Annotated in this window: 17 protein-coding genes; 11 read left to right on the top strand and 6 right to left on the bottom strand. The window is 41.1% G+C overall.

Annotated features, from left to right (window positions below; translation table 11 throughout):
* Positions 1 to 120 precede the first annotated feature (120 nt).
* The 3 genes from ACFFGV_RS08535 to ACFFGV_RS08525 all read right to left on the bottom strand — a co-directional run bounded on the left by ACFFGV_RS08535 (position 121) and on the right by ACFFGV_RS08525 (position 3,155).
* Positions 121 to 951 (bottom strand): alpha/beta fold hydrolase, encoded by an 831-nt coding sequence (locus tag ACFFGV_RS08535; protein ID WP_377346711.1) that lies wholly within the window; start codon positions 949 to 951, stop codon positions 121 to 123.
* A gap of 2 nt (positions 952 to 953) precedes the next feature.
* Positions 954 to 2,018, bottom strand: a complete 1,065-nt coding sequence (locus ACFFGV_RS08530) for an SDR family oxidoreductase (protein WP_377346708.1) — start codon at positions 2,016 to 2,018, stop codon at positions 954 to 956.
* A gap of 228 nt (positions 2,019 to 2,246) precedes the next feature.
* The gene (locus tag ACFFGV_RS08525) at positions 2,247 to 3,155 is read right to left on the bottom strand and encodes a LysR family transcriptional regulator (protein WP_377346705.1); all 909 of its coding nucleotides are present in this window, start codon (positions 3,153 to 3,155) and stop codon (positions 2,247 to 2,249) included.
* Between the two features lie 221 nt (positions 3,156 to 3,376).
* On the opposite strand from ACFFGV_RS08525, the gene ACFFGV_RS08520 reads away from it, so the two are divergent.
* The 10 genes from ACFFGV_RS08520 (at position 3,377) to ACFFGV_RS08475 (ending at position 12,625) form a co-directional block, all read left to right on the top strand.
* On the top strand, positions 3,377 to 5,551 hold the full coding sequence (locus tag ACFFGV_RS08520) for a malate synthase G (RefSeq protein ID WP_377346701.1): 2,175 nt from the start codon (positions 3,377 to 3,379) through the stop codon (positions 5,549 to 5,551).
* A gap of 51 nt (positions 5,552 to 5,602) precedes the next feature.
* Positions 5,603 to 6,937, top strand: coding sequence for an FAD-dependent oxidoreductase (locus ACFFGV_RS08515; RefSeq protein WP_377346698.1), 1,335 nt, complete (start codon positions 5,603 to 5,605; stop codon positions 6,935 to 6,937).
* A gap of 96 nt (positions 6,938 to 7,033) precedes the next feature.
* Positions 7,034 to 8,200 carry an ABC transporter ATP-binding protein gene (locus ACFFGV_RS08510; protein ID WP_377346695.1) on the top strand — a complete coding sequence of 389 codons (1,167 nt, stop codon included), beginning with the start codon at positions 7,034 to 7,036 and terminating at the stop codon, positions 8,198 to 8,200.
* 11 nt (positions 8,201 to 8,211) lie between these two features.
* Positions 8,212 to 8,862 (top strand): ABC transporter permease, encoded by a 651-nt coding sequence (locus tag ACFFGV_RS08505; RefSeq protein ID WP_377346845.1) that lies wholly within the window; start codon positions 8,212 to 8,214, stop codon positions 8,860 to 8,862.
* A gap of 17 nt (positions 8,863 to 8,879) precedes the next feature.
* Positions 8,880 to 9,794: an osmoprotectant ABC transporter substrate-binding protein gene (locus ACFFGV_RS08500; protein ID WP_377346692.1), complete on the top strand. Its 915-nt coding sequence runs from the start codon at positions 8,880 to 8,882 to the stop codon at positions 9,792 to 9,794.
* 21 nt (positions 9,795 to 9,815) lie between these two features.
* Complete coding sequence (locus tag ACFFGV_RS08495; protein ID WP_377346843.1) at positions 9,816 to 10,493, top strand: ABC transporter permease; 678 nt, start codon at positions 9,816 to 9,818, stop codon at positions 10,491 to 10,493.
* A 320-nt stretch (positions 10,494 to 10,813) separates the two neighbouring features.
* Positions 10,814 to 11,155, top strand: a complete 342-nt coding sequence (locus tag ACFFGV_RS08490; protein ID WP_377346689.1) for a DMT family transporter — start codon at positions 10,814 to 10,816, stop codon at positions 11,153 to 11,155.
* Between the two features lies 1 nt (position 11,156).
* Entirely contained in the window at positions 11,157 to 11,471 is a 315-nt protein-coding gene (locus tag ACFFGV_RS08485) for a DMT family transporter (RefSeq protein WP_377346686.1), read from the top strand.
* Between the two features lie 27 nt (positions 11,472 to 11,498).
* Positions 11,499 to 12,074 carry a TetR/AcrR family transcriptional regulator gene (locus ACFFGV_RS08480; protein WP_377346683.1) on the top strand — a complete coding sequence of 192 codons (576 nt, stop codon included), beginning with the start codon at positions 11,499 to 11,501 and terminating at the stop codon, positions 12,072 to 12,074.
* A 356-nt stretch (positions 12,075 to 12,430) separates the two neighbouring features.
* Positions 12,431 to 12,625, top strand: a complete 195-nt coding sequence (locus ACFFGV_RS08475; RefSeq protein WP_377346680.1) for a YwbE family protein — start codon at positions 12,431 to 12,433, stop codon at positions 12,623 to 12,625.
* A gap of 33 nt (positions 12,626 to 12,658) precedes the next feature.
* On the opposite strand, the gene ACFFGV_RS08470 is transcribed toward ACFFGV_RS08475, so the two are convergent.
* The 3 genes from ACFFGV_RS08470 to ACFFGV_RS08460 form a co-directional block, all read right to left on the bottom strand.
* The gene (locus ACFFGV_RS08470) at positions 12,659 to 14,143 is read right to left on the bottom strand and encodes a flavin monoamine oxidase family protein (protein ID WP_377346677.1); all 1,485 of its coding nucleotides are present in this window, start codon (positions 14,141 to 14,143) and stop codon (positions 12,659 to 12,661) included.
* Positions 14,144 to 14,240: 97 nt separating this feature from the next.
* Positions 14,241 to 15,698: an MDR family MFS transporter gene (locus ACFFGV_RS08465; RefSeq protein ID WP_377346674.1), complete on the bottom strand. Its 1,458-nt coding sequence runs from the start codon at positions 15,696 to 15,698 to the stop codon at positions 14,241 to 14,243.
* 365 nt (positions 15,699 to 16,063) lie between these two features.
* Entirely contained in the window at positions 16,064 to 17,284 is a 1,221-nt protein-coding gene (locus ACFFGV_RS08460) for an ROK family transcriptional regulator (RefSeq protein ID WP_377346671.1), read from the bottom strand.
* Positions 17,285 to 17,541: 257 nt separating this feature from the next.
* Here ACFFGV_RS08460 and ACFFGV_RS08455 point away from each other — a divergent pair, with 257 nt between their 5' ends.
* Positions 17,542 to 18,801: an ABC transporter substrate-binding protein gene (locus tag ACFFGV_RS08455; protein WP_377346841.1), complete on the top strand. Its 1,260-nt coding sequence runs from the start codon at positions 17,542 to 17,544 to the stop codon at positions 18,799 to 18,801.
* The last annotated feature ends 26 nt before the right edge of the window (positions 18,802 to 18,827 follow it).

Raw genomic sequence — 18,827 nt, 5'->3', positions numbered from 1 at the left:
GACTTTTAAGAGCTTTTATCAAAATTAATGAGTGCTCATATCAAAATAACTCCCTATCCTTCAAGCGGGTAGGGAGTTTTCTTAACTATTCAGCTCACTCGTCAGTCTCATAGAGCTAGTTTATTTTACAACTTGTCCATATCCAAATCTACTGCCACCGATACTATCGATGAATTCCATCACTAGTCGGTTGAACTCGGATGCCTTTTCAATATTACAAACATGACCGCATTGCTGGATGACGTGCAGGTGCGCAAGGGCTTCCTTTTTCACGTGTTTTGTAATTCCTTTTAAGAACATGTGATCCTCAGAGCCGGATACGTACAGCTTTGGTATCGTGTTGGACTGGTGTGTTAGCTGTTCATAAACTTTGTGTGAATCGCGTAATACATATGCCCAGGCGAGATAGGCTTGTTTCCCTAGTTTATGGGCTTCTCGTATAAAGAAGTTACGGGATGTGCTGTGATTTCGTTTCGGCATTAGGATGTGTGCAAACGTTTTGAATGGGAACATGTATGGGAGTATGTGACTGAGCGGATAAGAGATCGTAATCTTCCCTATCAGCTCTCCCCATTTGAGCCATTTTCCTGCTGCTCCAGCTAGTGTCATGGACTTAATTCTGTCTGTGTGCTCCATGGCAATGGTCTGCATAATAACAGTGCCGAGGGAGACGCCGAGAAAATGGGCCGAAGAGATGTTCAATCGGTCCAGTACATGGATAACTTGCTGACTAGTAGAGGATAGCAGGTTATCGATGCCAGGTGGAAAGGGTGACTTTCCATGTCCGGGTAGATCAATAAACACTAGATTGTATTTTTCTTTAAAGTAGTCCATTTGTTTGTTGAAAATGTTATAGTTCCCGCCAAATCCGTGTAGGAAGACGAGCCACTCATCAGAAAAAGGGTGTTCATACGTTTTATAGTGTAAAGTCAATTCTACTTGATCCTTCATTGTTACCTCGCTTTTGGTTTGCCGTTCCTGTTTCCATACAGGATCCGTTCTATCATATTCATGTCCATATTAAGATGGGCTTGTCCATTTTCCTCTAGCAACCGTTGAGTATTCGTGTCATCAAAGCTGATTTTCTTACTCCAGTATGGTCGGAAAACGCTCATCGGAGCATTAAAGGCCTGCTCTTCCTTCGTTAGCTCCCCGCTGTAATCGGACGGAACCATCTCAATGTTCGGGAAGTCGAGCTTTTCTTTCACCATCTCGAATAATAGACGATTCGTTGGTGGATTAGGATTTGTGATGTGGTAGATAGTATGCGCATGCTTTGTGTGTAATGCGGTTGTGAGTACAGTTACCACATAATCGACAGGGATAAAGTTTTGGGACGTGTCTTCCGTGCAAAGGAACTTAAAGGTTCTCTCCTGCAATTCCTTTTTCCGATCAGTTCGTTTTTTTAGAATTTCTAATCCGCGAATGACACCATACAAGGCAAAGCTTGTATCTGCTTCTCCTGTTTCTGAATCGCCGATAATGATGGAAGGGCGGAAGATGTTGACGTTAAAGCAATCCTCATATTCCATAACAAGGTGTTCGGCATGGCATTTACTTTCTTCATACGCATTCACAAATGATTGATCGACAGGGTGAAGCTCCTCCTTCGCATGCAGCTTGGTTCCAAGCGTGTAGGCAGTGCTGACATAGAAGAAGTTCGGAGCCTCTATAGCCTTCGTCAATTCGAGCATGTTTTTGGTTCCGTTTACATTTATGTGAAACGTCTTTTCTCTCTCTTCACTATTAAAGGAAAGATAGGCTGCACTGTGATAGACGGTATCAATGGTATTTCTCAGCATCTTCACGTTCTGCTCACTGATGCCAGCTAGGGGCTCTGTAAGGTCTCCTTCTACTATAAAAAGGTTCCCTCGTGTCTCTTCTGGCACTGCATGAAGCAGGCTGTCTGCTTTTCGTTGGTTTCTGGCAATGGCATATACGGTGTGCCCCTCATCAAGCAGTCTAAGCGTTAATTGCTTCCCTAAAAATCCAGTCGCACCGGTTATTAATATCTTCATGTTGTCGTCATTCCCCCGATAGTTATTCTATCTATATATGATTCTTTTACCTGTCTATATTTTACAAAAATTTTATATACTTTTAATTATAGGTTTAGAATAACATATTGAAGGGGATAATGCCTTGAAAAAAATGTGGAAATCTCGTTTTCTAATCGCCGGAGAAAGAAAAGGGTGAAGGAATGGAGGAAATTATCTCCATTTCTTCGCCTTTTTCTTTCTAAACATTTATTCATTTAACACTTCAGCTTCCTCTGAAAGTAGCAGGTGCTGTTCGGCCATAGTAATAAATTCCCTGACGGAATAAGGAATGTATCTCCCTTTCTTCCAAATCATCCCTAAATCCAGACTTGCGGAAGTGTGAACTAATGGGACGGACTGGATGGTTTCCTTGGTTATTTCATCTGCTACTTTGCTTGGTAGCAACGCGATACCTAATTTAGCCTCCACCATTTCAATCATGAAGTCCCTTTGAGAGCTGTGGCAGACTACATTCGGGTAAAAGCCATGGTTTGTGCATTCTTCTATAATTCGGTCGTGTAAAGTAAAGTCCTGTCCATACAAAATAAACGGCTCTTCTTTTAAATCAGTAAGCTCAACGCACTCTGCTTGTGCTAGTGGATTTTGTTTATTGACGACTAGCTTTAGAGGGTCACTAATAATTTCAATCGTTTCAAACTTACTCTTCTTTGGGATGTTACAGACTAATCCTATATCTAAGGAGCCGTCTTCTACTCCCTGCTTAATCATTTTTGAACCAACCTCACTCAGCTTAAGGTTAACGAGGGGAAATTGCTCTATGTACTGGCTAATTAATTCGGAGAAAAAGGAGGCTCCTATGATAGGAGGTATTCCTATTCTTATATCCCCTTTCTTTAAACCAATGACTTCTTCTAATTCTGAATTTAAATTATGGAAGGAGGTTAACACCTCTTTGGCATTAGAAAGTACTGCTTTACCTGCATCCGTTAGCTCAAGAGTCTTGGAGCGGTAGAAAAGCGGCACATCTAGTTCTTCTTCTAAGTGTTTAATAGCTTTACTTAATGACGGCTGTGACACGTGCAGGGCAACCGATGCCTTCGTAAAGCTTAAGTGCTTTGCAACTTCAGCAAAATATTCGAGGTGCCTAAGATCCATATTATTCACTCCCAATTTTACGTTTGGATTTTTAGCTTATTCTATCATTTCAAATCTGTTCCTCATCGCATTATAACCATTGTGCATACAGTGAATTCTAAATATGTATTTTTGGTATGGGTAAATCTAGTATAAGATAATTATTAACAAACGGAAAGAAAAGCTCATACGGTTATAGCTGAAGAAATCGCTTCGTGAGTATTCTAAAGGAGGAGTATAGCATGAACAATTATCAAAATCTTAAAAACATTCAAGTCGACAAGACTCTATACGATTTTATTGAGAAGGAAGCACTACAACATAGCGGTATTTCCAGTGAAACATTCTGGTCTGGTTTAGATGAGATGATTCATCATTTTGCACCTATTAACAAGGAATTGCTAGAAAAACGAGAGACTTTACAGCAGCACATAGACCAATGGCTATTAGAAAACAAATCTAGTAATCAGAAGGACTATAAGACGTTCTTACAAGAGCTGGAGTATTTGGAACCAGAGGTTGAAAATTTTGAAATTAGCTCTAACAATATTGATGAGGAGATTTCCTCTAAGCCCGGTCCGCAGCTGGTCGTACCGATGAGTAATGCGCGATATGCCCTAAATGCCGCTAACGCACGCTGGGGAAGCTTGTATGATGCCTTATACGGCTCCGATGTTATCAGTGAAAAGGATGGAGCAGAGGCAGGGAACAGCTATAATCCAGTACGTGGTGAGAAGGTTGTGGCGTATGCGAAGGAATACTTGGATACCATTTTTCCTCTAGCTAATGGTTTACATAGTAATGCTAAGACTTACAAGATCGTGGATGGATCTTTACAGGTAGATATGTTAGATGGATCTACTGATTCACTGGACGATTCGAAGCAGTTTGCGGGCTATAATGGTGCTGAGGAGTCTCCTGACACGGTATTACTGCGAAATCATGGTCTGCATGTCGAGCTTCACATTGATTCTGAGGATGAAATTGGCAAGACGGATTCAGCGCATGTCAAAGATGTAGTAGTGGAATCGGCTGTTACGACTATTATGGATTTCGAGGACTCTGTAGCAGCTGTTGATGCCCAGGACAAAGTTAGCGTGTACCGAAATTATTTGCAGCTGTTAAAGGGAGAACTAACAGCCTCTTTTACAAAGGATGGAAAGACGGTTACGCGTACTCTTAATCCAGATCGTTCCTATACTAGTCCAGAAGGAAAGGAGTTAACGTTACCGGGCAGGTCTCTTATGTTTGTCCGAAATGTAGGTCATCTTATGACAACAGCAGCAGTATTAGATAAAGATGGACAAGAGGTGCCGGAAGGGATTCTCGATACGGTTGTGACAGGTTTGATTGCAAAGCAGGATGTGCTGGGGAATGGGCTGTACCAGAACTCCACTAAAGGGTCTGTTTATATCGTAAAACCTAAAATGCACGGCTCTCGGGAAGTAGCGTTTGCTAATCAGTTATTCAGCTCGACAGAGGACATATTTGGATACGAGCGAAACACGTTGAAAATTGGTGTAATGGATGAGGAAAGAAGAACGTCTCTTAATTTAAAGGCATGTATTAAGGAAGTGAGGGACAGAGTTGCCTTCATCAATACAGGCTTCCTCGATCGCACAGGAGACGAGATCCATACCTCTATGGAAGCTGGTCCTGTCATCCGTAAAAATGAAATGAAGGATTCAACTTGGTTTACAAGCTATGAAAAAGCAAATGTGAAGGCGGGCATAGAAAGTGGTTTTCGTCTGAAAGCTCAAATTGGTAAAGGTATGTGGGCGATGCCAGAACTAATGGAACAAATGTTAAGGAACAAAGGTGGGCAATTAAAGGCAGGTGCTAATACAGCATGGGTCCCTTCTCCAACAGCTGCCACGCTCCATGCCCTTCATTATTTACAGATTGATGTAAACGAGGTGCAGAGGGAGATAGAAAATACAAACACCAACTATGTGGATGATATGCTGGAGATTCCTGTTGTGCAGGAGGCTAACTGGGAAGCAGATGATATTCAGTGGGAGCTGGATAACAATGCACAAAGCATTTTAGGCTACGTCGTTCGTTGGGTAGAGCAAGGGATTGGCTGCTCTAAGGTTCCAAACATTAATAACGTGGAGCTGATGGAAGACCGGGCAACACTAAGAATTTCAAGCCAGCATATTACCAATTGGCTATACCACGGTGTTGTCACGGAAGCTCAGGTGATGGAAACATTCAAGCGGATGGCCAAGCTCGTCGACCAGCAAAATGAAGGCGACCCACAGTATCGAAACATGTCTGATGATTTTGATGAATCAATTGCATTCCAGGCAGCTTGTGATCTGGTCTTTAAAGGAAGAAATCAGCCTAACGGATATACAGAGCCTATTCTTCACAGTCGCAGACTAGAAGCTAAGCGCAAATTTTCACTTGTATAAATCGAGGTAACGATAATTAGACGGTACGTAACTATGGAAAGGGGTAATGAGATGCACACTAAAGAGCAGCAAGGTAAGCAGGCAGATGTCGTCGTAATTGGAGGAGGATCTGCAGGAGTAGGAGCGGCTATCGCAGCAGCAAGAAAAGGATTGAAGGTATATTTACTAGAGCCGACAGATTTACTAGGTGGCATTGTTGCCAAGACACTAGGAATGCCTGTAGATGGTGCCTATCCAAAAGGAAAATCGATTGGCGGCATTTGTGAGGAATGGTTAGAGTCTATGTATCAGAACGATCCTCCAGCGGCTCTTCGTCGAGCATGCCTCCTGCCTGGCTTTGAGGATGGTCTTGCTCGAGAAGTTATGTATGATCCGGATATTGCAGTCCACAAACTGTTTGAAATGGTAGAGGATGCGGGAGTTCACCTATTAATGAACTCTACTGCGGTGAACGTGTCTAAGGATGGCAATGAGGTGAAAAGTGTTACGTATTATGATCGAACCGGAGAGAACACGATTCATACGAAGGTAGTCATTGATACATCAGGAGACGGAGATATTGCAGATAAAGCTGGTGTTCCTTTTGAAATCGGGGATGATAAAGGAGATATGATGGGAGCTACCCTAACGTTCCTTATGCAGAATGTGGATCAGGAGAAAGCATTCGAAGGAGTGGAGGATCCCTTTAGAGGAGATTTAGTGAAGAAAGGGATAGAGGAAAAGCGATTAAATGAAGATATGTACAACATCTATATGATGCCAGGCTTCCGACCAGGAACGGTTTACTTCAATAGTATCCACATTAAAGGCATTGATGGGAGAAACCCAGAAGAGGTGCAAAAGGGTACAATTGAAGCAAGAAAACGAGCGTATGAGTTAATCAAGTTTGTAAAAGAGGAAGTACCAGGCTTTGAGCATGCGGAGCTAGAGCAAATGGCCCCAACTCTAGGAATACGAGAAACAAGAAGGATGGAAGGAATGTACACGCTAACGAAGGATGATGTTCTCAATGGAGCTAAATTTGAGGATGGCATCGCATGCTGCGATTGTACAATTGATGATGTTGTGCGTGGAGAAGGGAAGGACAGTAAGGTTATCCACGTTTCTCTCATTGATAAAGGAGTGTACTACCAGGTACCTTACCGTACGCTTATTCCTAAAGAGGTTAACAATATGCTGTTTGCAGGAAGATGCTTTTCGGCTGAACCGGAAGCCTTCGCCTCGGCAAGAGGGATATCTACCAGCATGATTATGGGTCAAGCATGTGGTACGGCAGCACATTTAGCGATTACCAATAATACGTCTGTCCAAGATGTAGATGTTCAAGCCCTTGTTACAGATTTGCAGCAACAAGGAGTGAAAGGCATCGGAGAAGAAGTACTGTAATCTTAAAAAAGGCAATTGACTTTACTACTCTAGTAACCTCGTAGAAGGCATTCTACGAGGTGAACGTTTAATCCCAAAATCGGAGGTGTCTGTTACTTGTTGAAATTTGATCAGGTAACGAAAGTATATAGTGGAGGCCATAAGGCTGTGAATCAGCTGTCCCTTGAGATTGAAAAAGGCGAATTCATTGTATTTATCGGGCCAAGCGGCTGTGGGAAAACAACTACGATGAAGATGGTCAATCGATTAATAGAGACGAGTGAAGGAAGTATTTCGATTGAGGGCGAGGATATTAAGCATAAAAACCTAGTTGAGTTAAGGCGATCGATTGGCTATGTTATTCAACAGATTGGTTTATTCCCTCATATGACTATATTAGAGAATATTTCCCTCGTTCCAAAGCTATTAAAATGGTCGGAGGAAAAGCGCCGGGAAAGAGCAAAGGAACTATTGAAATTAGTAGATATGGATGAAGAAACCATTCATAAATACCCTGGGGAACTAAGCGGTGGGCAGCAACAGAGAATCGGAGTGCTTCGCGCCTTAGCCGCAGATCCTCCATTAATTTTGATGGATGAGCCATTTGGAGCTTTGGACCCTATTACGAGAGATACCCTGCAGCAGGAGTTTAAGATGCTCCAACAATCGTTAGGAAAAACGATTGTATTTGTTACACACGATATGGATGAGGCGTTAAAGCTTGCGGATCGAATCGTCATTATGAGAGACGGTCACATGGTACAAGTAGGTACACCAGGGGAAATTTTACGTAATCCTGCAGATGATTTCGTCAGAGAGTTCATTGGCAAAGAGCGTCTAATTCAAAGCGAATCGAGTAATCAAACGGTCGAACATATTATGAACACAAACCCGGTGACGATTCAGGAGACGAAACGGTTGTCAGATGCCATCACGCTCGTTCGAAATCGAAAGGTAGATACAGCGTTGGTCGTGGATGACAATCATGTTCTTAAAGGGGTTATCGATGTAAACATTATTAATCAATACCATAAAGAAGATCCGGAAGTGTATCAAGTGATGAAAGCGATGCCAAGCGTCGTCGAAGAAGGCACTTCTCTTGAGGATGTTTTCTTTACGCTGTTGATGGAGGTTCGATATATGCCAGTTGTCGATAAGGATCGTCATCTGCTAGGGATTATTACGGGATCCAGTCTGGCGAATGTGGTCTATGATTCCATATGGGGCGAAAACAATAGTACAGTGATTGATTTGGAAAGTAAAGAAGAGGCAGCAGTTCAATAACGAGAGGGGGCATTAGGTTGGTTGATTTTCTAAGTAATAACGGAAGTGAATTACTAGTTAAGACTTGGGAACATTTCTACATCTCTCTATTTGCCATCCTGCTCGGCATCATCGTAGCTGTGCCATTAGGGATTGCATTAACGAGAATACCGAGAGTAGCTGGTTTTGTGATCGGCGTCGTTGGAGTTGTCCAAACGTTTCCAAGTCTTGCGATTCTAGCGTTTTTTATACCGATTTTAGGTGTCGGTCAAATTCCGGCTGTAACAGCATTGTTCTTTTATTCTGTCCTGCCCATCCTTCGTAATACGTACACAGGGGTGAAGGATGTAGATAAGGATTTGATAGAGGCAGGACGCGGTATGGGAATGAGCAGCTGGGAGCGAATTAAAGGGATAGAGGTGCCGCTTGCTACGCCTATCATTATGGCTGGTATCAGAGTGTCGACGGTATATTTAATCGGCTGGGCAACGCTCGCATCCTTTACTGGGGCAGGAGGATTAGGAGACTATATCTTTCTTGGCTTAAATTTATATCGACCAGATTATATTATCGCAGGTGCTATTCCTGTAACGATTTTAGCCTTTTTAACCGATTTGCTATTAGGGCGTATTGAGCATAAGTTAGTCCCGAAGGGCATCCAACAATCTGAAAAAGCTGCATAGTAAGGAGGTGGTAGCAGTTGTTTACACGAACAATCCGGTTATTGATTACATACACGTTGCTGTTTACTATACTAAGTGGATGTGCTTTGCCAGGTTTAAGCGGACCTCCAGCAAAGACGATTAAAATAGGAACCTTTGACTTTGCGGAATCCTCTATCATGGGGAGAATGGTCAAACAGATGGTGGAGCGAAATACAGACTTGAGTGTGGAGATGGTAGATGGTTTAGGCTCTGCCATTGTGCAGCATAAAGCTATGAAAAGCGGAGATATTGATATCTCTGCAACAAGATACACAGGATCAGAATTAGCGGGGACACTCGGAATGGAGCTTGTAACTGATCCACAGAAAGCGATGAATATTGTTCAAACTGAATTTAAGGAGCAATTTGATCAAGTATGGTTTGACTCCTATGGATTTGCTAATTCCTATGCTTTCACTGTTACCGAGGAATTAGCTAAAGATAAAGGGCTTGAGACGGTTTCGGATTTAGAGTCTGTTGCTTCCTCCCTGAAGCTTGGAGTGGACAGTGACTGGATGAAAAGGCCGGGAATAGGATATGAAGCCTTCAAAGAAACATATGAGTTCGATTTTCAAAAAGCGTATCCGATGCAAGTTGGTCTCGTTTATCAAGCAGTTGACAACGGTAAGATGGATGTCGTGTTAGCTTATACGACAGATGGACGACTAGAAGCCTTTAACCTTACTCCTCTTGAAGATGACAAGAACTTTTTCCCTCCTTATGATGCATCTCCTGTAGTAAGACAAGAAACAGTTGAAGAACATCCAGAGATAAAGGAAGTGCTGCAGAAGCTGAGTGGACAAATCAGCACAGAGGAGATGAGGAAAATGAATTATCAGGCTGATGTGAACATGAAGGAGCCTTCCGTAGTGGCAAAAGAATTTCTGGAAAAGAACAATTACTTTGAGTAATTGCAACGAGGAGTTGATCGTATCGTAGAGACAATCGAGCAGTTAATCTATTATTATTCCCAAAACGGTGGGTACGTGTTAGAGCAATTTTTCCGCCATTTTCTAATGTCTGCATACGGAGTATTATTTGCTGCTTTATTTGCCATTCCATTAGGGATTATTATTGCTCGCTATCGTAAACTGAGCGGGTGGGTATTCTCTCTTGCGAACGTTATTCAAACCATTCCAGCATTAGCTATGCTAGCGGTTCTCATGCTTGTTATGGGGTTAGGTGCAAACACAGTTGTAGTATCTCTGTTCTTGTATTCCATTTTACCGATATTAAGAAACACGTACACAGGCATTATCAATGTGGACAAAACGTTAATCGAATCAGGGAATGGTATGGGGATGACGAGAAATCAACTATTAAGAATGGTGGAACTTCCGCTCGCTTTATCTGTCATTCTTGCTGGTATTCGGACGGCGATGGTAATTGCAATAGGGATAACTACTATTGGCACGTTCATTGGTGCAGGAGGACTAGGCGATATTATTGTAAGAGGCACCAACGCTGCAAGTGGAGCAGCTATTATATTAGCAGGCGCTATCCCTACAGCCTTAATGGCTATTACTGCAGACATTCTATTAGGAGCATTAGAGAAGCTTCTTTCTCCTTCTAGAAAAAAAGCAGGAGGAGAGATGGAACAGGCTGCATAAATGAACTACATCAGTCCCACATGGCTGCAAATGGAGCCGTGTGGGGCTTTTTTGTGTTCAGCAGTTTTAGTCCTGTGGCGGTTAAATCCCAGTCTGTGTTGAATTAAGTAAATAAGAGGTATGGGCATAGCGTTGTATGTAAGAATGCACTTGACAGGCATCATATAAATAAAAGTTGCATTATTATAACTTTCGGTATAAAATCTAACTAATGGTAGTTAGATTTTATGTTTTCTTGGATTAGCGTAGCGTATTGGAACAAACTATGTATTATATGAAGGGTATTTGTATATAAAGTTACCTTAGAAGGGAGTATTTATATGGCGTGGTTATATCTCATTTTTGGAGGAATAATGGAGATTGGTTGGGCTTTAGGGCTGAAGTATTCAAATGGTTTTACAAATATTGTGGTAGTCATTCCTACACTTATACTAATGACACTAAGTTTTTATGCGTTTTCTAAATCTTTAAAACTTCTGCCTGTATCAACGGCCTATGCTGTATTTACAGGTATCGGATCTTTTGGGACAGCTATTGTCGGCATGATATTTTTAGGCGATTCTGTCAACGTCATAAAAATTGTATTAGTTGTAGTCTTAATTAGCTGTATTATTGGTCTAAAGGTAGTATCCGATCAGCCAAAGAAAGAGGGTGGGGTGTAAAATGAGTTGGTTATTTTTAGTGATAGCTGGATTAATGGAAGTAGGAGGCGTCATTTACTTAAAATTATCAGAAGGCTTTTCAAAATTGAAGCCAACTATCATGTTTATTATATTTATGGGCACTAGCTTTATTCTTCTCTCTATCTCATTAAAAGACATTCCCATTAGTGTAGGCTATGGGGTATGGACTGGTATTGGAGCTGCTGGAAGTGTTTTGTTAGGCATGGTAGTGTTCAAGGAACCTAAAGATGTTAGGAAGTTAGTGCTTGTTGGAGGTATTATTATATGTATAATAGGACTTAAACTAGTATCGTAAGAGTAGCAGATAAAGAGGTGAAGAATAATGAGTAAGGGAGAAGAAACAAGAAATAATATTGTGAGGCATGCTTTATTCTTGTTCTCTACAGAGGGATATGAAGAAACCTCTCTTAAGGATATAGCCATGAAAGTAAATATAAAAGCACCTTCCATTTATGCGTATTTCTCAAGCAAAGAAGAATTATTTAAGAATGTAACGAATGTTGTAATGAATGATTATTTATACTTTGTAAGAAGTCAATCAAGTTTATTACGAAACCTTACCATAGAAGAACAGCTATACACGCTTATGGAAAAGTTAAACAAGTATTTTTATGAACAAGATTTAGGCCTTTTTATTAAAAGATATGGAATGGTACCACCAGAAAAGTTTAAAGATTTTCTACTGCAAAAGTACACGGAGGTTGAAATGGAAATTAGAAGGTTACTCTATGAAATTTTAGAGCCTTCTGATAATCTCATTGATACAGAAACTATAGCGACATCCTTTCTATGTATGTTAGATGGCATGATTTTTTATCTGGTAAATCTTTCTGAGGAAGAGTATAAAAGGAGATTAAGGGAGAGTTGGGATGTGTTTTGGAGGGGGATCACTATATAGAATGCATCTATAAATGGTTTATTTAGGTTTTAAGAAAAAGCTTACATGGTCCAATTCCAACTTTTGTGGAAGTTGAAATGCTTGTGCAATAACACATAGACTGATATTAATTGAAAAAAAGTTAACACTTGTGTATGTGGAAAAGGATGGATGTAATCAATAATAAATGAAGTTGGTTTTTATGAAAAGGGACAGTAAGTGCATCTCTGGGAAACTAATTATTTTCTCTTAAGAGATGCATTTTGAATGTAATACATAACTTCAATAAATACGGTATAATGTAAGGAATCTACTTGTTATAAAAAAAGCACAGTACCCTATATAAATAGCAAAGGTAAGAAAGGAGGAAGTCTCTTATGCCTGGAACAAAGCGAAGTAACATCAAGCCAGGGGTCAAGGTGAAGGTGGTTCAAAAGCAGGACCAGCGCACTGGTAAGCTGACAGAAGGCATTGTATCGAGAATTTTAACCAATTCTCCACAGCACCCTCATGGAATTAAAGTAAAGCTGGAAAGTGGCATAGTTGGAAGAGTAAAGGAAATAGAAGATTAAAATAAAGAGCATCTACCAAGGTAGGTGCTCTTGTTATGTTCTGTTGTTGACCTCATAGGCAGCTCGTATTCCAGATTGGATCGCACCCTCAATCCATCCGTGAAAGTCGGATGCGTGCTCTCCTGCGAAGTGAATTCTTCCCTCTGGTCTTCTGATGATGGCCGGGAATGTAGAGGCGTGGTTTGGCTTAAATAGAGTGAAGGCACCTGCAGAAAATTGGTTTTGACTCCAGCTCAGAGAAGCCCCATTTAAAAACGACTTATAGATACCAGGACCGTGTATTTTAGCTAAGTCCTGCATCGCTTGCCGTATGCGTTCCTGCTTCGGCAGGGCACTCCACAATTTTGCATTGTCCCCCCAGCTATAACTGGCTAAGACGACGCCGGCTGGCTGGGTGGGGTCTGTGGGACTTGGTGTATAGAAAAAACGGTTAGGAAAATCTGTTATTAAATTTGCTCCTTTTAGTCCTTCCTTCTCCCAAAACTTCTCTTTAAATTCGATACCGACTTTGACGGCACCTACGTAATGGAGCTCTCGAATTGCAGTCCACTTCTCAAAGGAAAAGGTGGTGTACGGAACAACATCTATGAATTGAAATACAGAAAATGGGATGGATATAATAACAAAATCAGCTGTGAATTCAGATGTTTCTTCAGTTTTTGTATTACGCGATTCTACGATAACTTCCTTTCCTTTATGGGTTAGACGAGAAACCTTTTCCAGAAACAGTATGTCAGATTCCAGCTGAGGGAGGAACGAGTCGGGTAGCTTGTCATTTCCACCAGTAATTTCATAAAAGACGAGATCCTCATCGAAAACAGTACTGACGATGTCAAATAGCATATTGGAGAAAGACAGCTCTGAAAAGCCTTCTATTCCTAGCATTACTTTAACAAGACGGATAGCTCCATTAGAAAGTGTAGGACCAATCGGGTTAAACCGTAAATAATTTTCTATTGAATACTGATCAAAGCGCTTAATCAGTATTTTTTGCTCTTCTGGAGAACTGTTTTCATATAGAGTCAGAAAGGGTTGAACAGCCTCCTTAAATAACTGAGTAGCTGTTTTTCCTTTTTCAGAAGGAGCTACAGGGAATTGCAGGATATCAGGGTTCTTTTCATATTCCTCCCTTGTGGTTTTTATTCCATTGGCAAATATGACATCCTTCTTCGTCGTGTTAAAAAAGCGATTATACGGCAGGTTAAACTTTCGGATGTATTCAAATATCAGCTCATGGTTCTCGGGAATGCGCATAGCTCCAAGGTCTAGATAATTTCCTGGAGTAAACGGTTTTCTAATCGTATATATTCGACCACCGATACGATTATTAGCTTCCAAAATGGTTACATCATGACCTGCATCCTTTAATAGAGATGCAGATGTCAGTCCAGCCATCCCAGCCCCGATAATAACAACTTTTTTCGGTTTGCCTTGTTTAGGCAATCCATCCTTAATAATAGACAGCATTTCATTAGGATATTGCAGCGGTCCACTAGTTGTCACCCTTTGAACATTCAAGAGCCATCCCCCCTCTTCTTAAATTTATTTACGAGGTGGAGGATTATGTTTAGTTCTATATTAAAAAAGCAAGAGAGTCGCTTGGACTCTCTTGCTTTTATGCATTTTGCATGCCCTCTTTATACTGAGGTTGTTGCTCTTTCCTTTTAATATGACTTAGCTTTTCTCTTGAGCCATCGTCTTTCTTCACGAAGAAGGAAAGAAGGATGGCTACTAGAGTAATTCCAGTAATAACCATGAAGGCCACATTAACCCCGTGAATATCAGGGTGAGCAATCGATGGTGTGTTTTCAGCAGACTGTTGGGATTTCGTCATTATTGTTACGAATATGGCTGTACCAACAGAGCCTGCCATTTGTCTCATCGTATTATTCATAGCAGTTCCATGTGGAATGAGCTTATCTGGAAGCTGGTTTAAGCCTGCAGTGGTGGCTGGCATCATAATCATCGAAAGTCCAAACATCCGCACAGAATAGAGGACTGTAATCGTAATGAACGTTGTTTCAATACTTAGGAACGAAAAGAGCAGCGAAGAACCGGTCACAATAGACAGTCCTACAATGGTTAATAAACGAGCGCCAATTTTATCGAAAATACGTCCCGTAATAGGGGACATCAAACCGGATATAACCGCTCCTGGTAAAAGAGCAAGTCCTGATTCTAACGCTGTAAAGTCTCTCATTTCCTGCATAAATAATGGAATTAACGTCTCAGACCCTATTAATCCAGCAAATCCTACCATCCCTAAAATCGTAGTGATGGTAAAGGTTGGAGAACGAAACACTCGAAATTCCAACATAGGGTTGTCTACCTTCAGCTGGCGAATGATGAAGATAGTCAGTGCTACAACACCAACTAGTAATACACCAATTGTAATTTCACTGTTCCAACCGTAGTTTCCTGCGCTTGTGAAACCATATAACAAGCCGCCAAACCCAATGGAAGACAGCAGGATGGAAAGGGGATCCAATTTCGGATTTTTCACTTCCGTTACGTTTCGCAGAGCAAAGTACCCGAGAGCAATAACTGCTAAGGCAATCGGCAGGATGAATACAAATAGAAATCTCCAGGAATATTCAGATGTGATATATCCTGATAAAGCTGGTCCGATAGCGGGAGCGAATGAGATAACTAGTCCAATATATCCCATCGCCACGCCTCTTTTATTATACGGAAAAATCATCAAGAAGACGGTTTGCATTAACGGCAGCATCACTCCAGCACCACTCGATTGAATGACTCGTGCTCCAATTAGGATAGGATAATTAGGCGCAATGGCACCTAAAATCGTTCCCAGAGTAAACACACTCATTGCGGTTAGGAACAATTGGCGTGTTGTGAATCGTTCAATCAAGAAGGCACTTACTGGTATCATGACGCCGTTCACTAGCATGAATACCGTTGTCAGCCACTGTCCGGTATTTGCTGAAATATCCATTTCCTCCATAATAGGAGGAATAGCCGTAATCATTAATGTTTGGTTTAAAATCGTAATAAAGGAACCAATAATCAACAGGGAAGCCATAAATAAATTATTGTTGTTTTGATCTGACATAGAATGCCTCCTTTATAAATGCAACTATATAAATGCGTAATCTCTTTATCACCAATTATGAAATTATACTCCTTTGGGGGATGGAAGTACAAACATATTGTTTTGGATATTAATGGGGATTTTGTGTAAGGTATGAATTGTAGATTGGGTGTGGGATATAGAGAGATAGCGTGAGAAGGCGAATGGATCAAACGTTTGATTAATATTGTTGTTTCCATTGCGTTTGTTAAGGAATATGTAATAGGAAGACTTGAATACGAGATAAATGTGGAAGGAGTATAGAAACAGTTAAGATGTGTAAAGAATCATGAAAAACCCCTTTTCAGTACTAGGTACCGAAAAGGGGGGGGATAAGTGTTACATAGTTATACTCTTTTACTGGTGAAGAACTCATTTAATATCAAACCGCATGCTCCTATTGCAGAAGCGTCTTCCTGGAGCAGGGAGGGGACGATAGTGGTATTGCGTGCTTCTTCGGTCAATCCTCTTTGCTGAATCGTTTGACGAATTGGCTCTAAGATATGGTCGCCTGCTTTAGCAACACCACCGCCAATAATAATCCGCTTTGGATTTAATGTATGAATCAGGTTCGTTAAACCAATTCCAATATAACGGCCTGTTTGAGTGAGCAGGTCGATGCTGAATGAATCCCCTTGGCGTGCTGCTTCGTGTACTAGCTCTCCTGTCACCTGGTCGAGAACACCATCTGTCATCTTTGTTAACAGAGAGGTCTTACCTGATTTGAGCTCCTTGATGGCGAGCCTGGCGATGGCAGGACCTGCAGCCATCGCCTGTAAACAGCCATAATTACCACAGCTGCACTGCGGACCTGTTAAATCTATTGTCATGTGGCCAATCTCCCCGGCAATGAAATTCTCTCCTTGAAACAACGTCCCATCGTTAATGATGCCAGCGCCAATACCATAACCGATATTCACTCCGACAACATTGCCATCCTCCATTCCGTTTCCAAACCAAAATTCTCCAAGCGTCATGGTTTTTGCATCGTTCTCGACCTTTACCATCATCTGAAATGTATCTTCCAGCCTTTCTCGAATGGCGATATCGTGGGTTTGGAAAGAAGGGGCATATAAGGAGATACCGCGCTCCACATCTACAATTCCATGCATACCAACACCGATGCCGAGGTAATCTCCAGCTGTTGCCTGGCCTTGTTGAATAACAGTATGAATGCCCTCTTCCATCGTATGAAGTATTTGTTCTGCATCAGGTTTGGGGTCAAGAGGGAGTGTAATTCGGTCGACGACTTCGCCGAACAGATTCGTAACGACGAATTTCATATGGAAATGCCCAACGTCAATGCCGATGACAAAGAAGCGATTTCCGTTGATTTCTAGATAGGTAGGCTTGCGTCCGCCTTTTGATTCTCCCTGGTTCGTTTCAATGACGAATTCGGTTGTAATTAGTTCCTTCACAAGATTGCTGACGGTTGGGGGTGTCAGGCTGGTTCGTTTGGCAATCTCTGCGCGTGAGATAGGTCCTTCTTCTCGAATAATATTTAAAATGGTAGAACGGTTAATAGATTTCATTAATTGGAAGCTTCCTGTAACGTATTTCAATGACATATGATCGCTCCTAAAAACTGTGTATTCTTATTCTCTAGTATAACACATTATATGTAAATTAATTTAATTAATAAAGATATTCATGTACTATTTCCATCAAGCGATTTAAAGCGACTTAGTACAATTTTCTAAGGAAATATGTAAAAAAACGCTTTCACAAATGCGAATTGTGTGATAACTTATGGGTAAGTTAATTAATTTATTTTATTAAGTTGTGAGGCAGCTAAACTTATAAGGGGGAATTACTAGTGAAGAAGATGTTTAGTGTGTTGCTTTTCGTTGTGTTGAGTGCAGCGTTAGCTGGTTGCTCAAATGGAGCTGAAGGATCAGGGGGAGATGGAAATACGATTACGTTATTTTCCACCATTTCTGATGAGAATGTAAAAGAGACTATGAAGGAAATTATCTCTGATTTTGAGAAAGAAAATGAAGACATAAAGGTAGAAACGAACTTTCCTGGAGGAGAGTATGAGAATCTATTGAAAGTAAAGATGGCGGCTAATGATATGCCAGATATTTTCGACACCCACGGCTGGGCTAAAATTCGATACGGAGATTTCCTTGCTGACCTTAGTGAGGAACCTTGGGTATCTGATTTATCCGAAACGATTCAACCAGTGTTGACAGATGATGATGGTAAGGTATATGCATTACCGCTAAACGAAGCAAAAGAAGGTATTTCCTATAATAAACAAGTTCTAGAGAAATATAACATAGAAGTTCCTAAGACATTTGATGAGCTAATGGCGGCTTCCAAAAAAATCACGGAAGAAAGCGATGGAGAGGTTTCTCCGTTCTTCTTCGCTGGTTCAGACCCTTGGACTTTGGGGCAATACTTTGACTACTTTGCAACTCCATTATTAATCAGTGACGAACAAAACGATTACAGTGAAGAGCTGTTAAATCGTAACTTTGATTGGTCTAAATGGACATACTTACCTGAGAAATTCAAGGAGATGTATGATAAGGGATATATTAATAAGGATGTTCTAACGGCTAAATATTCTGATGGTCCACGCTTGTTCGCGGAAAATAAAATTGCATTCGCGATGTATCCTCCTTCCTTCGTAACGGAAGCAAAGAAAATAAACGAGGATGTGGAAGCGGGATTAATGCCAATTCCAGCTATACATGAAGGAGACGAGCCGACATTCGTAGGTGGAGAGCGCTACACATTAGGTGTATGGAAGGATAGTAAGATGAAAGAGGAATCTAAGAAACTATTACAATTCTTCGCTCAGCCAGAAAACGCTAAGAAAATGGCGGAAGCTTCTGGACTACCAGCTGGACTTGGGGATGTAGAAGCGGACAGTATGTACCAAGAATATTACGAGAAGTATTCTGATGTTCGAGTCTACCCTTATTTCGACCGAGTGTACCTTCCAAATGGCATGTGGGATGTAATGACTACATTAGGTCAGGAAGTGTTGTCTGGATCTATAACTCCAGAAGAGTATTCTAAGAAAATGGAAGAGGAAGTAGATCGATTAAGCTCTCAGGAAGAGCAGAAGGAGTAAAAAAGGGGCGTGTGCCCTTTTTTACT

It is taken from the genome of Pontibacillus salicampi, from assembly GCF_042434395.1.
Taxonomy (GTDB): domain Bacteria; phylum Bacillota; class Bacilli; order Bacillales; family BH030062; genus Pontibacillus; species Pontibacillus salicampi.
The sequence above is the reverse complement of the archived record's forward strand: the minus strand, read 5'-3'. Positions and strand labels throughout refer to the sequence as shown.